At 59.2% G+C, this 14812-nt stretch carries 13 protein-coding genes; 3 read left to right on the forward strand and 10 right to left on the reverse strand.

All coding sequences use genetic code 11. The features are described 5' to 3' along the window. Nucleotides 1-138: 138 nt before the first annotated feature. The 7 genes from GM658_RS00005 to GM658_RS00035 all read right to left on the reverse strand — a co-directional run bounded on the left by GM658_RS00005 (nt 139) and on the right by GM658_RS00035 (nt 6564). Complete coding sequence (locus GM658_RS00005) at nt 139-510, reverse strand: hypothetical protein (protein WP_155451973.1); 372 nt, start codon at nt 508-510, stop codon at nt 139-141. 483 nt (nt 511-993) lie between these two features. Further along, nucleotides 994-1230: a hypothetical protein gene (locus GM658_RS00010; protein WP_155451974.1), complete on the reverse strand. Its 237-nt coding sequence runs from the start codon at nt 1228-1230 to the stop codon at nt 994-996. Between the two features lie 125 nt (nt 1231-1355). Next, nucleotides 1356-2105, reverse strand: coding sequence for a hypothetical protein (locus tag GM658_RS00015; RefSeq protein WP_155451975.1), 750 nt, complete (start codon nt 2103-2105; stop codon nt 1356-1358). A 28-nt stretch (nt 2106-2133) separates the two neighbouring features. Continuing rightward, nucleotides 2134-3177, reverse strand: a complete 1044-nt coding sequence (locus tag GM658_RS00020) for an arginine N-succinyltransferase (protein WP_155451976.1) — start codon at nt 3175-3177, stop codon at nt 2134-2136. Further along, nucleotides 3174-4019 carry a GlxA family transcriptional regulator gene (locus GM658_RS00025; protein ID WP_170298610.1) on the reverse strand — a complete coding sequence of 282 codons (846 nt, stop codon included), beginning with the start codon at nt 4017-4019 and terminating at the stop codon, nt 3174-3176. The genes GM658_RS00020 and GM658_RS00025 overlap by 4 nt, the downstream gene beginning before the upstream one ends. 146 nt (nt 4020-4165) lie before the next feature. After that, nucleotides 4166-5296, reverse strand: a complete 1131-nt coding sequence (locus tag GM658_RS00030; RefSeq protein ID WP_155451978.1) for a succinylglutamate desuccinylase/aspartoacylase family protein — start codon at nt 5294-5296, stop codon at nt 4166-4168. Nucleotides 5297-5298: 2 nt separating this feature from the next. After that, nucleotides 5299-6564 (reverse strand): cyanophycinase, encoded by a 1266-nt coding sequence (locus GM658_RS00035; RefSeq protein ID WP_155451979.1) that lies wholly within the window; start codon nt 6562-6564, stop codon nt 5299-5301. Nucleotides 6565-6856: 292 nt separating this feature from the next. On the opposite strand from GM658_RS00035, the gene GM658_RS00040 reads away from it, so the two are divergent. Beyond that, nucleotides 6857-9601, forward strand: coding sequence for a TonB-dependent receptor (locus GM658_RS00040; protein ID WP_155451980.1), 2745 nt, complete (start codon nt 6857-6859; stop codon nt 9599-9601). Between the two features lie 59 nt (nt 9602-9660). After that, on the forward strand, nt 9661-11091 hold the full coding sequence (locus tag GM658_RS00045; RefSeq protein ID WP_229416691.1) for a chloride channel protein: 1431 nt from the start codon (nt 9661-9663) through the stop codon (nt 11089-11091). 19 nt (nt 11092-11110) lie between these two features. Here GM658_RS00045 and GM658_RS00050 read toward each other — a convergent pair whose 3' ends face one another. From GM658_RS00050 to GM658_RS00060, 3 genes are all read right to left on the reverse strand, one after another. Continuing rightward, entirely contained in the window at nt 11111-11608 is a 498-nt protein-coding gene (locus tag GM658_RS00050; RefSeq protein WP_155451981.1) for a MarR family winged helix-turn-helix transcriptional regulator, read from the reverse strand. A gap of 75 nt (nt 11609-11683) precedes the next feature. Then, complete coding sequence (locus GM658_RS00055) at nt 11684-12166, reverse strand: hypothetical protein (protein ID WP_170298611.1); 483 nt, start codon at nt 12164-12166, stop codon at nt 11684-11686. Between the two features lie 229 nt (nt 12167-12395). Beyond that, nucleotides 12396-13946 (reverse strand): FAD-dependent monooxygenase, encoded by a 1551-nt coding sequence (locus GM658_RS00060; protein WP_155451983.1) that lies wholly within the window; start codon nt 13944-13946, stop codon nt 12396-12398. A 314-nt stretch (nt 13947-14260) separates the two neighbouring features. Between GM658_RS00060 and GM658_RS00065 the strand changes: the two genes are divergently transcribed. After that, nucleotides 14261-14791 carry a glycine zipper 2TM domain-containing protein gene (locus tag GM658_RS00065; RefSeq protein WP_155451984.1) on the forward strand — a complete coding sequence of 177 codons (531 nt, stop codon included), beginning with the start codon at nt 14261-14263 and terminating at the stop codon, nt 14789-14791. The last annotated feature ends 21 nt before the right edge of the window (nt 14792-14812 follow it).

The following is a 14812-nucleotide window of genomic DNA, read 5'->3' on the forward strand; positions in this document are numbered from 1 at the left end:
CGACGAATTCTGGGAAAAGTGCAATTTGAACCGCTGAAGGCTGGGCGATTGATTGCGCAGACCATCTTAGCCTTTCAAGCATCGCACTCTCCTCTAAAATATTCCTGTGACGGTCCGCAATTGGCCGGACTCGGTAGCTCATTTCTTTATTGCGTCCGGTGGCGTGTTGTTCTTGCCTTTCGACAGAAGCGTTGCACACTCGTTATCAAGTTCGGCCCGTGACATCATTGCTGCGACTTTTCTGACTTCTTCGAGCCTTTGGGGGAATTCAGGGGCTCGGCTTAACTGTTCATATTCACTCGTATGCCTCGTAAAATACGCTGTAACGGCAGCCTCATACAATTCCGCGTTCACGGGCTGCCTTTCGGAACATATTTGTGAAAAGCCGACAACCAACGCAGCGAATGGATTCGTCCCACAATGTTCGACATCGGTTGGACATTGGCTTAGGGCATACGAATTATTTGCAACGACGATCGCGGACATGGCCGCCACCACTTTAATATTCATGCTTTCGCTCCTGTGACCGCTTCGGCCTTCATTTGGGTTCGTTCGGCCAGCGGCTGAAGGCAAAAACCCACAGCATGATGAAGTTCAGGACCGGAATAAAGGTGATTAGACTCCATGCACCAGAGTATCCAGCCTTACTAATAATCCGCCACACGGGAACGATGTAGGTAGAAAAAACGAAAAGAATGATTAGCCAGTGCCAGATGCTTAGCGAGCTCATATGATTCCCTAGGTGCTGATGATTGTTGTTGCAGAGGGGAATGATACGCTGCCAGACTTACAAAAATCTCACCAATTGTTACTGGTTACTTTTGGCCGAACTCCTCCAGTCCGAAATCTCCTGGCATTGTCGCGGGGTGGCAATTGGTCTGAAATTTGACTCGGAGTCCCAGCCATATGCCGCTGGCGTGAAGAATAAAGCGCAACTCTCAAGGATCGAGCTGCCGAAGCGAGCTACCGGATATGGCCGCTTGCCCCTTACCTTCAGAGGAAGTTCAGGTCCAATCCGAGCGTCCGGCATACCTCGAAGGTAACGAATCCCAAGCCCAGGAGTGAAAGCGAAAAGACAGCGGCCACCTTGCCGCTCGCGCGCAGGACTTCACGCGGCTCCACGCCCTTCTCCTTCTTCCCTTGATCGTAGTGCCACTTGATGGCGAAGAACATGCCCGTGCCGAGCACGAGAATCTTGAAGGTGGCGAAGACGACAGGGATCCAATCCATTTTGTATATTTCCAGGCTGTTACTTGATGCGATCAATCGTGAGTAGCACATTTGTGCTGCGCTCTCAATCGCATACTACCTGAAAGCGATTTCCAGACATTGAGACAAATTGTCTCAGTTGAAAATCATGCAACAGGTGAACTTGCCCTGAATGCGAGGCGCTGGCGCGGTACGCCCTGGGTGACAAAGTCGGCGTTTCCCGGAATTGGCTCGACAAAGAAATCCCACTGAAACATCGGCAGGAAGTTGAATTTCTTCGACTTGAATATCCATCGGTTCCGCTTCAGCTCGCTGTAGCGGTCGCCGATGAACTCGCGATGCACCTCGGTGAACGGCAGCAGGTTCTCAGCGAGATCGGGGAAGTGCAGCGACGGATTGGCGTCCTTGAACTTCTGGAAGGCCTCGAACTGATCGCGGCAGATCACCTGGATCGCCGTTTCGGCGAAATTGTTATGCTCCGTCCACAGGACGTGCCATCCGTTCTGCGTCTGATTGATAAAATCGACCAGGCGCTGACTTAACAGGAATGCGTCCGACTCGATGTGAACGATCTTGTCCGCGCCCAGCTCCTTGGCGACGGCCAGCGAATGCATGAAGCTGCGCCACCACCCCGGATAGTCCTTGATGTTCTGGCGGCCCAGATTATTGTCGAACCGGATGATCAGGTTTTCATCGTCTTCCGACGCCAGAGGGGCCGTATTGGAAACCGTCTTGATGACACTCGCGGGCGGCAGATATGGCGAGCCGTCGTCGATCATGATTTTCTTGAATGCCTCAAGCGGCACATCCCGGTAAAAATCAAGCCAGCGTTGATATCGGGATTCCCACGCCTTGCTGTCTCTTATAAAACTGGTGCAAAAGACGATTGTTTTCATTGATACAGCGTGATTTAACAAAAGTTTCTCATCTTATCATGTCGTATGCCCCCATCCGCACAGCGCTAGCTGGCGCACCATCCGTCAGCCCGAGTCGCAGAATCGCAGGCCGCATCACCCTCAATGTATCTTCGGCGAATTCGCCTCGCGTCAGCGTCGCACGGAAACCTGCACGTTCCATATTCGCCACCAGACATGGCTCGCCCTCTCCATCGGCACCGCCACGCAGTTCCACATTGAGCGCCGACACCACAGAGCGCAGCATGGCGACACGCGCCTCCGCGATAGGTCCGCCATCGAAGATGTCGACGTAGGAATCCACATCGAACCCTTCCGCCACCAATATGCCAAACGGCAGTTCGGCATCCGGATGCAACTGCCCCATGGCCCATTGGGCCTCCTTGGACAGTAGCGACACATACACAGGCATACGCGGCATCAGCTCGGCGATATAAGCTTTGGAACGCCCGCCGGTACGCTGCTCCGCCTCCGGGAATGGCATTTTGAAGAAGCGATGTCCCAGCGCGTCCCACACCGGACTATGTCCCTCATCATCACACAGGCCGGGATTCTCCGCGCCTATCCGTTCCGCGAACAGCTGCGGGTAGTTGCGGATGAACAGCAGCCGGCCGCGCGAAAGCAGCTGCGGCGCCAGCGTCCCACTATATTCGGGCTCGATGTAGAACGAACTGAGCAAGGTATGGTCGGACAAATCTTCACACAATCGCAAGGTGTGTTCGCGGTTGGTGATGCCCAGTTCCTCGCTGTCGTGCACCAGGAATTCGTTGTGATAGCAGTAGAAGCGGCCGTTCGATGCCGCGCTCGCCACGATGCCGCTGGTGCCCACCACCCGTCCGGCCTGCAAATCCTCCAGCACAAAATGGTAGATTTCGTCCCCGTTCAGCGGCTCGCTACCGGCAAAGGCTTTGTGCGAGCGTTCGAGGCGCGCCGCCAGCCGCGCGCGATCGGGTTTCAACGTTCGGATGCTGAATGTCGCAGCCCTGGAAAATTTTTCGATGACGTCGAGATCGTCCAGGGTTGCCGGACGCAACAGGTAGTCCAGGTGATTCATTCCAAGTCCTCTCCGGCGTTATAAGACTCGACTAAGGGCATGGTATTCCGGGCGCGCTCCTCGCGTGGAGTGCAGCCGAAATAATTACGGTAGGTGGTGGAAAAATGCGAGCCCGAAGTAAACCCGCAGGCAAGCCCCACCTGCTGGATCGAGAGCGTGGTCTGTTTCAGTTGGCGGCGCGCGTGCTTGAGCCGCAATTCCAGGTAGTAGCGAGACGGGAAGGTATCCAGGTGCTGGCGGAACAGCCGCTCGAGCTGGCGGCGCGACACACCAACCAGTTGCGCAATATCTTCCGCCGGCAGCGGTTCGGCCAGGTTGGCCGCCATCAGTTCCAGCGCATCCTTCAGCCGTACGGAGCCCACCGCCGGCTGCGTCGATGCGGGCACGGGCTGGCGTTCGTCGCCACCGCGCAGCCTTTCCACGCCCAATGCGACCGCCACTTCGGCGGCAAACATGCTGCCGTGACGCTTGCCCAACCAGTGCAGGAGCAAATCTGTCACCGCGGCGCCTGCACCGGCACTGATTCGATTGCGGTCAAGCTCATAGAGCCCTGGCGAGAACACAGTACCGGGATACCGCTCTGCGGCCTCCGCCTGGAGTTGCCAGTCGATCGCAGCCCGGTAGCCATCAAGCAGTCCGTGTTGCGCCAGCACTTGTGCGCCCGTGCCACAGGCGCCCAGTACCCAGTCACCGTCTTGCCCCAGGCGGCGCAAGTGCTGCCCGAGCTGGCGGCTGGCGTCTTCGCTCGGACGCTCGTCCGCGATCAGCAGCAGCAGGCCGGGCTGCCCGGGATTCAAGTTCGCCAGTGGTTCTGCCGTCAGCGCCAGGCCACATTGGGACAAGGCCGCTTCTCCTTCAAGACTATATTGACGCAGCTGATATAAGGCCTCCCCCTCTACTTCATTGGCAACGGTGAGCGCAGCACGCACAGCCCCCAGCGTGAACAGCGAAAAGCCTGGCAGCAAAACCAGTGAGACGGGATAGAGACTCAAGCCCATAGAAGCGAACCACTCCTCAACGCATGCTTGCCGGCCACTTTACTCAAGCGCGTGCCGGGCGCGACGTAGCGCCGGTTTTCGCGGGAGAAGCAGCAGCCGTCAACCGGGGCCAATAACTGCTGGACGCTGCCGCTGACCGGATCGATCAGGTCAATCAAAGGATCACCCGCACGGACGCTCTCTCCCAGTTCGCGCAGATAAACCACCAGCCCTGCCGACGGCGCGGCCACCGGCATGCAGCCGGCTAGCGGTGTCGGCTCGCAAGCTGGGGGCACTTGCTGCGACAGGGGGCCGGCCACAATGCCCTGCAAGCGCAGGTAATCCAGTATCGCGGCTGCATCATGGGCCGCCGTGGCGTGGTTGACATCACTATAGCCGCGCAACTCGATGGTGACGGCCAGGCAAGCCAGCGGGATCGGGTACGCGCCATCGGCCAGCGCCGCAATATCCCACCAGATGCGAGAACAGGCTTCATCAAAAGGATCATCGCCGGATTCCGTCTCGAGCAAGGCGACATGGGCGCCGAGCAAGCCTGCAAGCGGTGCCACCCGCTCCCAGATCGGTGTCCCCGTGTAGATGTGCAGCAGCGATTCGCAGTCGCAATGCAGGTCCAGCACCACGTCCGCATCGGCAGCCAAACGCATGAGAGCCAGGCGCTGGGCCGACAGTTCATCGCTGGCTGCCTGATCGCGCTGGCTACCGGACAGGCTGGCGCTGATGGCGGCGCGAATCAGCAGCTGGTTCGCTTGCGCATCCTGGCCCAGTTCGGGCTGTACGCGTTGCCAAACGTCGTTCGACAAATCGTGGAACATGCGGTTGAAATTCTGCCCGGTGCGCAAATCGAAGCGGCCCTGGCTGGTTCCCAGCAGCGTTTGCGCGAGTCCGACCGGATTTGCTGCCGGCACCAGGATTACTTCGCCCAACATTTTTCGCTGATGCTCCAGATCGGCGAGCAATGCCCGCAAGTGGTGGGCGACAAGCATGCCAGGCAATTCATCCGCGTGCAGCGATGCCTGGATATAGGCCTTGGGGCCTTGACCGGGACGTCCAAATCGCAGATAGCTCAGGCTGCGGGTAGTGCCAGCGGCGGGAGAAGGCAGCGTGATGTTGATCTGCTCCATGCTTACCACGCCTGATAGAAAGGTGCTTTCATGCGCACGGGACGCACATCGAGCCGCGCATCGAAGATCGAGTAATCATTGTTGTCCAGTCCCTCGTTATCCCAGCCATGCGTGCGGTCATCGCGCCGCAGCATGAACTCGAAGCCCAGCTCCGGTGCGGGATCGGCCACTGGCGCATCGGGTAAATTCTCAAGGTCGAAAGCAATGCCGCGAATATGGTCGCGCGGGCCGTCCACCAATTGCGTCAATGCGCGCAGGATGGTGTTTTCGCCGAGGATATCGGTAAAGGCGGGACGGACAAATTCCAGCTCCGACTCAAAGCCCGGCTGGCGGAATTTGATCTCGCCCCTGGCCTGCTTGGCGGCCAGCACCTGCCCCTGCAGTTTGGACAGGTCATAGCGGTCACCATTATCGAGATAAGAAATCCGCACATTGCGCACGTTCACAGGCCCCGCTTCCTGCGTCGCCTGGCGCAAATCCAGCAGGAGCGCGCCGCTGCCGCCGACGATTTCAATTTCGCTGCCGTGAATGATGGCCGCGGTATTTTCGTCCACCCCGAGGCCCACCTTGTAGCCTTTGGCCAGCATCAGCGCCAGCATACGCCCCACCCTGCCCCGCTTGAGGAAATGCTGGTCGATGAACAGCTGGTCACCGACAAAGCCCAGCCCCCGGTCGATCTCTTTGCCGTCGCGCATAACGCCCTTCATCACCTGCACGGAATTCATCGCATCGCGGAACATCGTGCTGCTCATGATGGCGGCGCCGGCACTACTGCCAGCAATCACGCCACCGCGTGCCTGCAGCTCGCGCACAGCTTGCAGCACGGGCGACGCTACACCATCCGGATTCAGAACGTCGGCCGTGCGCTCCTGCGCGCCGCCGGTGAAGAAGACGGCGGTGGCGTTGCGGATCTTGGCGATGTTGGCAGGGTCGGCTGCGGCCCGGCGTGCCGACTCCAGCGTCTCACCGGCCCAGCGCGGCGCGATCTTCAGCAATTCCGCTTGCGCCCCCCGGCGCCGCAATTGCTCGACAGCGTCCGCGCCCGACTTTTCGGGACGATCCGATGCGCTGGGAATCACGACAAAGCGTGCCGCAGAACCACCGGCCAGTTGCACCAGGCGCTGGCGTACCGCTTCATTGTCGTTGCGCACGGCGCCGCCCATCGGTATCACCGTTCCAGCGACGGGCTGGAAAGCCAGCGACGGCGAAGGCTCCGCAGCCGCGCTCAGTTGCGCCACGCATAGCAGCAGTATCGAAACGACTTTCACGAAGCAAGCTCCTTCACGATGGAATTGCTGGGTATGTTGCCATTGAACTGGCGACTATAGCCAGACATGTGCGCTTGTTTGCGCACATTGGCAATTGCATGTCGCGCTGTGGAAAGTCCGCAACAAGTAATGGCTTCCTTCTTTGCAGCAATGCGACACGGCTTTTTCACAGAGCGACCCTCGCCGGTGTCAGCGCACGCAAGCAGTGCAACGTTACTTACACTGCAATTGCTTCATATTCAACACAAGCACCTTGCTTGCGTATGAATATCCACTTGAGAGGACTGATCGCATGAAAATACCTGGCACGCACAAGGCATCGGCATTCCGCCGCACCCGCTGCACCCACGCTGTATTACTCGCGCTTGGCAGCATGAGCCTGGACGCTTACGCGCAAACCATGCCGCGCGTGGAAATCACCGGCTCCAGCATCAAGCGCATCGAGGGCGAGACAGCATTGCCAGTCGAAGTCATCAAGCGGGAAGATATCGAGAAGACCGGCGTGACCACGGCTTCCGAGCTGCTGCAAAAGATTTCCTCCAATGTAGGTGGCCTTACCGATGGCGCCAGCACCAGCGATGTGATGGGCGGCCAGCGCGGCTTCAACGGCGCCAACCTGCGCGGCCTGGGTGTTTCGAGCACGCTGGTGCTGTTGAACGGCCGCCGCTTGGCCAACTTTGCCAGCCCTGGCGACAATTCCGGCGTCGACCTGAACAATATCCCGGCCGGCGCCATCCAGCGCGTGGAAATTCTCAAGGACGGTGCATCGGCCATTTACGGTACCGATGCCATGGGCGGCGTGATCAACTTCATCACCCGCAAGGATTACCAGGGTGGCGATGCCAGCGTGTACGCGCTCCGTACGGACGAAGGCGGCGGTGGCAAACGATCGGCCACGCTGTCTGGCGGCTTTGGTGACCTGAGCACTGACCGCTTCAACGTGTTCGGTGCGCTGGACGTGCAAAAGACGGACCGCCTGGCCAGCTCGCAACGCAAATTCATGCAGGAATACAGCCTGCCCGACCGCCTGTCGCCACAGCTGTCCAGTTACTCTTTCCCCGGCAACGTCGACCTGACTGACGACCAGTTGGCGACCCTGAACAGCTCCGGCTACCTGAAAGGGTCAGGCCCGGGCGGCACTTGGACCGACACCCGCGTCAACTTCGGCAGGGACTCCTGCAAGGACGGCACCCCGAACGTTGTGCGTCCGCTCGGCCCCGGGGGCACCGAAGGCTGCTCCTTCAACTACATGGGCGATTCGGAGGTCTATCCGGATTCCAAGAAACAGAGTTTTATCGGCCGTGCCACCTTCCAGGTGAGCGACGACCACCAGCTGTTTGCCGAAGTCCTGCTGAGCAGGGCGGTGACCAGCTACGCCGCCTCGCCCGCCGTCTCCAGCAGCATCAACGGCACCACCTACGGCATTTACCTGCCAGCCGACCTGCAAGCCAAGACCGGCATCACCACCCCGGTCAACTTCCGCTTCCGCCTGTCGGACGCCGGCCGCCGCACTTCGGAAGTGACCAGTAAAGCGCAGCGCTTCGTGCTCGGCGCGACTGGCAAATTCGGCGACTGGGATTACGATACCGCTTACAACCACAGTGAAAACAAGGCCACCGACCTCGATATTGACGGCTGGGTTTCACGCAGCAAGATGCTGGCTGGCATTGCCGCTGGCAAGTACAACCCATTTGTCCCCGCCACGGACGACTCTGGCCGTAAGTTCATGGACTCGATCAAAATCCATGACGCAGCGCGCATTTCGAAAGGCACAAGCGACAGCTTTGATGGCAAGGTGACCCGTCCGCTGATGGCATTGGGCGGTGGCGATGCCATGCTGGCGGTAGGCGCCGAACTGCGGCGCGAAAAGACCTCGTTCACCTCCACCGAAGCACTGCGCGGAAACGACGTGCAGGGTGACCGCTCCAGCTCGGACGAATTGCTGGCTGACTCGTCCAATTCACGCGACATCGCCGGCATTTTCACAGAGATCAATGCGCCATTCAGCAAGGAGTGGGAAGGCCAGTTCGCTGTCCGTTACGACCGCTATAAGGGCGTGCATGATCCACTGACCAACATCACGACGGGGGCACTGAACACCGTCAATCCGAAAATCGCCGTCAGCTACCGGCCGAGCAAGGAAGTATTGGGCCGTGTTTCCTATGGCACCGGCTTCCGCGCACCGTCGATTGCCGAAATGTTCCTGCCTGTACGTTCCGATACCACGGCCAGCTTTGTGAAAGACCCGATATCGGGCGAGGTCGCCCAGTTCGACGTGGACCGCTACGGCAACCCACAGCTGAAACCGGAAAAATCCAAGCAGTTTTCGGCCGGTGTGGTGCTGCAGCCTAACAACAACTGGAACGCCAGCATCGACTACTGGATCATTCGCAAGACCGACATCATCTCGGAGATCGGCGAGCAAACCGTGTTCGACAACCCGGTCTACTACAACGATCCGAACATCGTGGTGCGTGACGAAGATGGCGCCGTATCCTTCCTTCAGTTCAAGAAAGAGAACCGCGGCAAGCTCAACACCTCCGGTTTTGATATTGCACTGAACTGGCATGGGGATGCCACTTCTATCGGCCGCTTCAGCGCGAGCCTCGATGGCACGCTGATCACCGAGTACAAGTTCCAGTCCGATCCGAACTCGCCGTTGACGAACGGCCTGGGCGTATTCCGTGATGACAAAGCCGTGCAGCGCTGGCGCCACAAGCTCAATATTGACTGGACCTATGGGCCCGTCAACCTGAGCCTGGGCAACACCTTCTTCTCCGGCTATCGCGACCAGAATATTCCGGGCCTGGCTGATCCGGGCTGGAACGACCGCGACGTGAAGTTCTATTCGCTGTGGGATCTGACGGGCAGCTATTCATTCAACAAGAACCTCAAGCTGCGCGCTGGCGTGATCAATATGTTCGATACGCCGCCGCCATTCACCAACCAGTCACGCTATTTCGAAGTGACCTGGGATCCAACCTACGGTGATCCGCGTGGCCGCTCCTTCTTCGCCAACCTGCAGTACAAGTTCTGACCCATCCTTCAGGCGCCCTGTCCTGCCGCGTGGCAGGCAGGGCGTTTTCTTTTGATGCAATGAAGCAACTACATTTGGACAAATATATCTCTATAATAGACGCTTGTCCCGTTCTCCTGCACCTTCCAATGAAATACCAGCGCCATGACATGCACCAGGCCTTCAAGCGCGAGTTTGCCTCCCTGTCGACATGGCGCTCGCGGGCGGTGGTCATCGCGGCATCCGCTGCTGCTGGACTGATTGTCGTCGGCTTCACCCAATTGGCCGAGAGCGCGTTTGACGTGTTCGCTCGCTGGATTGCACCGCATTGGTGGCTGACTTTACTGTGGATGCCACTGGCCTGCGCGGTCATCGTGTGGTGCGTCCGGCGCTTTGCTCCGGGGACTGCCGGCTCCGGCATCCCGAATGTCATGGCATCGCTGGATCCAGCGATGCCGGTCGGCGAACGTAGCCGTTTCGTCTCGATTCGGCTCAGCCTGTACAAAGCTGTGTTGACAGCGGCCGGCCTGCTGGGCGGCTTGTCACTGGGGCGCGAGGGTCCATCGGTACAAATTGCAGCCGGGGTGATGCTTGCCGCGCGCCGTATCCTGCCCGCCCATGCGGCAATCAATTCCCGGGGCCTGCTCATTGCCGGCGGCTCCGCAGGTATCGCCGCTGCCTTCAACACGCCCTTGGCCGGCGTGATGTTTGCAATTGAAGAACTGGCCAGGTCGCCAGAGCAGCGCAACAGCGGGGTGATTGTTGCAGGCATCGTTCTCGCGGGCCTGATTGCCGTTTCCATCAATGGCAATTCGACCCACTTTGGTGTCATCCATCCTGGCCCGATTGGCGCCGCCCTGCTATGGCCTGGCTTGCTGGTGACGCTTGTTTCGGGCGCAGTCGGCGGATTGTTTGCCCGGCTCCTGCTCGCGTCCCTCGCCAATAAACCGATTGATTTTGCCGGCCGCATGCGCCGCCGCTATCCGGTGCGATTTGCGGCACTTTGCGGCGCTGGCGTCGCCGTAGTCGGTATCGTCACCCATGGCACGGTATTCGGAAGCAGCAACAATTCAACCTTGATGCTGCTCGATGGCGGCGCAGCGTCGTCCCAAAGCTTCGCCTTTTTCAAATTTATCGCCACCTGGCTGACCGTCTGGTCCGGTATTCCCGGCGGCATATTCGCGCCATCGCTCGCAATTGGCGCTGGCCTGGGCGACAATATCGCGGCCCTTACCCACTATCCCTTCGTTCCTGCCCTGATCGCTTTAGGCATGGTGGGGTTCCTCGCGGCGGTAACGCAGGCGCCACTGACCTCGTTCATTATCGTGATGGAGATGGTCGACGGTCATGCGATGGTGCTTAGCCTGATGGCATGCGCCGTAATCGCCGGAACGATTTCCCGCGTCCTGAGTCCACCGCTGTATGGGGCCCTGGCGCAGCAACAGTTGGATACCGTCCGCCCAACCTCATCGACTGGCGACACCGAGCCGGGTACGGGCCAGCCACACTGAAACTGGCCGGAGCCTTACGTCACAACTCGGCGAGTGGAGTCTTGGCGCCGCGCGCATCGGCGCCCAGCGCTTCAATGACTGTCGCCAGGTCCCGCTCGAGCCGGCTGAGTAGATCAGGATCCATTCGCTCAAGTGCTGCCGGCAATACTCCTTTGAAGGGCGCGGGCGCCGTTGCCAGCAGCGCCCTGCCTTGCTCGGTCAGACTGAGCTGCGTGGCACGCCGGTCATCAGTGCGCTTGTCGACCTCAATCAGCTGGCGATCGGACAGGATCCGCACCAGGTTGCTTGCCGTAGACTGATGGATATCGAGCGCGTTCGACAAATCCGTAACACCCATCGCCTCGTTGGCGGCGATCTCGCTGAGGGCCCACAACTGTGCGCCGCCAATGCCGGACTCGCGTTCGATCTGGCGGAAATGTCCTCGGACGGCGTTGAAGATCATTCGAAATTGCCGCAAGACCCGCACCGAAGCATTCGGGTCCAGACCGGCAGCTGGGGATGGCGTAAGTTTGCTCATCCGCGCATCATAACGGAAACCCGCCATCGCGGCGACCGGGATCAGGCCGTCACCGCCCCAGCCTTCGTAGGAAACCTAATCGAATTTCTCAAAGATCAAGCACCAGTCATCGTCGACCGTGCGTTGATTGAGTTCGCCGGCGTTCAGTTCGCCGGCATTATCGAGGCTCGCCAAAGTCGGTAAGTTCTGTTCGCAATTAAATTGAATCGCTTTCTGCCACCCCGGACCAATCGCCGATAGGCCACCTCCCGCGTAACTGTATTTCGTCATGTTCCCATCTGAACGGAGTATTGGGTTGCCAATCGCCTCAAGCAGTCGGACATATTCTTTTCGCCGCCTATCGCTCACGGGCTTGCCCAACTTCGTCGAACTGACGTAGGACATTGCATCATCGACCATCATCTGATGCAGCAAATCGAAGCTCGCCTTGTTCTTATGGAGACGCTCAATCAATGAGGCATCTGTTGGCGCGCTAAGGTAATAAGGGTCCGCCATCATGAAGAGCGACGCGCCCACAAGGATAAGGGCGCAGCACAAGATTCCGACTGTCCATTTCAAAACACTCATTATTTGCTACCCCAACTTGGTCCGAGACTCTATGTGGGACGAGAGCCAGATGGAGCCAACGACGACTGTCAGGCTCGCCACATTTCCAAAGCGATCGAAACTAAAGGGACAATGACGTCGGCGAAAATGGATGCGGCGGCTGAAACCAGGATCGATCTCTCGCAGGCACAAATTGCCAATATAGCATGCCGAGGAACTACCAGCCGGACATAGCTCCTTATCACCGAAGCATCACATCCTGGTTCCTTAAGGGATTTCCAAACCATTTGGATAAACTACTGGCAGCATTAATCTCGTCGCCATTAACGCCGCTCGCCCAAGCAACAATCCCGTCAGGCCGTATCAACAGCGCGGTCACTCCCAATCGATCCTTCGCATCGCTTGCGACATATTGGATGCGGCCATCCCAGCGGCGAGCAAGTGACCGTAAGGCATCGCATCCATCGAAGTCGAGCAAAATTCCAAGCCCTGTTCGAAGATGCTGGTTCAAGCTCGTCCCGTCGTCGAACTCGAAGTTCGGCGCACTGCGGCCAACAAGCGGATGTGCATGACCGAGGTCATAGCGAAGTCCGACACCCCATACACGCTTCGCGAAATAGGTAGCGCCGTCACGCGTGTCGATAAGGTCGCGCATGATGGCTTCCAGTGCCCGTGAACTGGGGCTTGGGCGCATCAATGCCACCTGCGCGCGTGACCAGTCGAGAATTCGCGCGGCCTCCGGCTGTCGCTCGCGGGCATAGGTGTCCAGCAGACCGGCGGGCGCGTTTCCGCGTATTGTCGCAGCGAGTTTCCAGCCAAGGTTCATTGCATCGCCAAGTCCGAGGTTCAGGCCTTGCCCACCCAGCGGCGAATGGATGTGGGCAGCGTCGCCGGCCAGCAGCACTCGGCCCCTCCTGTATTCCGTTGCCTGGAAGGCGCGATCGGTCCAGGTGGTGGCGAGCTCCAAGTCCGTCACGCGGACATCGGCGCCGGAAACCTTGCGCAGAACTGCCTCGATATGTTCGCGCGTGATCGGATCGCCGCGGTGGAAAGCGCCACCGTCAAAATCGACCATGCCGATGGTGCCTGGGGCTGCAAATGTGTACATCCCCGTCGCGGTGTAATGGCGGCCGGGCTTGGGCATCTCCGGGCCTGCCAGCTTGACCTGGACTGAATAGCCTGTGAAATCCGGATCGGTACCGGCAAAAGCGATTCCCGCAGCCTTGCGCACGATGCTCCTTCCGCCGTCGCAGCCAACGAGCCATTGCGCCTGGAATGCTTCGCCTCCCGCGAACACCGTAACGCCGTTTGTCGATTGCTCGAATTCTTCAACGCCGCAGCCGCGCCTAATCTCTACGCCCAAGCTGCCTGCGCGGCTCGCGAGCACTGCTTCAATACTGGCCATGTCCGCGGCGAAATGACTGACCGGGCCAGGCAAGCGATACGGCCACTGCTCGCTGTCTATCTGATCGTGAAAGAATTGAATGCCGGCGAAATGGCCTGCGGGACGCCGCGCTTGCTGCATCCAATGCGCCGCGGCGGAGACGCTTCGACTGGCGATACGCTCTTCGAGGGCGCCCAGCAGATCGCGGCGGTCGAAGCTTTCGATTGTCGGCACGGTAAGGCCCCGCAGTCCAAACGGGAGTGCCTTCAGCAGTGCATGCGGTTCGCGCATATGCTCCAGTACCAGCACCGAGCAGCCGGCAAGGCGCAGTTCGCAGGCGAGAAATAGACCAACCGGGCCGGCGCCGGCGATCAGGACGTCATGGGAAATGGTGTGTGGTGCAGGCATATCTAGCTCCTTAGTCGATGTTCGACCGGAGCGTTCCCAGGTTCAGGATGCACACGGACGAACAATTGGACGCCATGCGGCGTCAAACAATTCGTCGTGGGGATCTGATGCAAGGGCCAAAGACCAGAGCCTTCGTTACCGAAGGGACTTGGGCTTACCAAACCAAGTCTGCCTTTTCCGACATGCGGACTATAGCACGGTGCGGCGGCTGGTAACAATTGCTTACCGCCGAAACAATTTTGGCGTCACCGTCCTTTCCTGCCAAGCCGTTTAACGAGCAAGCGCCGATGATGGCGAATTCAGGAGAAAAGAACATGGAAAGCACCGCACGTACCAAAATTCATCCAATGATGATTGCCGCCGCCGCTTCGGTAGCGCTTGTGAGCCTGGTTGGAGCCGCATCGATTGCAGGCCTTCTGCCGAACTCCAATGCCAACACGATGCCTGCCGCAGCAGCAGCCCCGGTAGCTGCCGTGACTGCGCCTGCGCCAGCGGCGGAACCGGTGCGTGAACCAGAAGTACGCCGCGTAGTGGAGCATAAGACCGTGACGCATCATACCTACTCGCCTGTGGCGCAAGCAGCGCCACAGCAAGCGCAAACCTCGGTTTCGCCGCAAGTCGCTGCTGCCGCTCCGGCACCGGCGCCTGCCCCGGCACCTGCGCAAAATAGTGCGGTAGGCATCGGCATCGGCGCAGTGGTCGGTGGCTTGCTTGGCAACCAGGTCGGCCATGGTAACGGCCGTAAGCTGGCCACCATTGCCGGTGCTATCGGTGGCGGCTACGTCGGTAACGAAATTGCCAAGCACGAACAGCAGCAATCGCAACAGCAGCAGCCGCAGCAATAACAAACCGCCTTGCATCCGCGC

It is taken from the genome of Massilia eburnea (assembly GCF_009720745.1).
Classification (GTDB): Bacteria; Pseudomonadota; Gammaproteobacteria; order Burkholderiales; family Burkholderiaceae_D; genus Rugamonas; species Rugamonas eburnea.

Coding starts and splice junctions, on each gene's coding strand:
- GM658_RS00030 (WP_155451978.1), bottom strand. CDS start 5,296: ATGGAGCAGATCAACATCACGCTGCCTTCTCCCGCCGCTGGCACTACC.
- GM658_RS00060 (WP_155451983.1), bottom strand. CDS start 13,946: ATGCCTGCACCACACACCATTTCCCATGACGTCCTGATCGCCGGCGCC.
- GM658_RS00010 (WP_155451974.1), bottom strand. CDS start 1,230: ATGGATTGGATCCCTGTCGTCTTCGCCACCTTCAAGATTCTCGTGCTC.
- GM658_RS00050 (WP_155451981.1), bottom strand. CDS start 11,608: ATGAGCAAACTTACGCCATCCCCAGCTGCCGGTCTGGACCCGAATGCT.
- GM658_RS00005 (WP_155451973.1), bottom strand. CDS start 510: ATGAATATTAAAGTGGTGGCGGCCATGTCCGCGATCGTCGTTGCAAAT.
- GM658_RS00015 (WP_155451975.1), bottom strand. CDS start 2,105: ATGAAAACAATCGTCTTTTGCACCAGTTTTATAAGAGACAGCAAGGCG.
- GM658_RS00040 (WP_155451980.1), top strand. CDS start 6,857: ATGAAAATACCTGGCACGCACAAGGCATCGGCATTCCGCCGCACCCGC.
- GM658_RS00065 (WP_155451984.1), top strand. CDS start 14,261: ATGGAAAGCACCGCACGTACCAAAATTCATCCAATGATGATTGCCGCC.
- GM658_RS00045 (WP_229416691.1), top strand. CDS start 9,661: ATGAAGCAACTACATTTGGACAAATATATCTCTATAATAGACGCTTGT.
- GM658_RS00020 (WP_155451976.1), bottom strand. CDS start 3,177: ATGAATCACCTGGACTACCTGTTGCGTCCGGCAACCCTGGACGATCTC.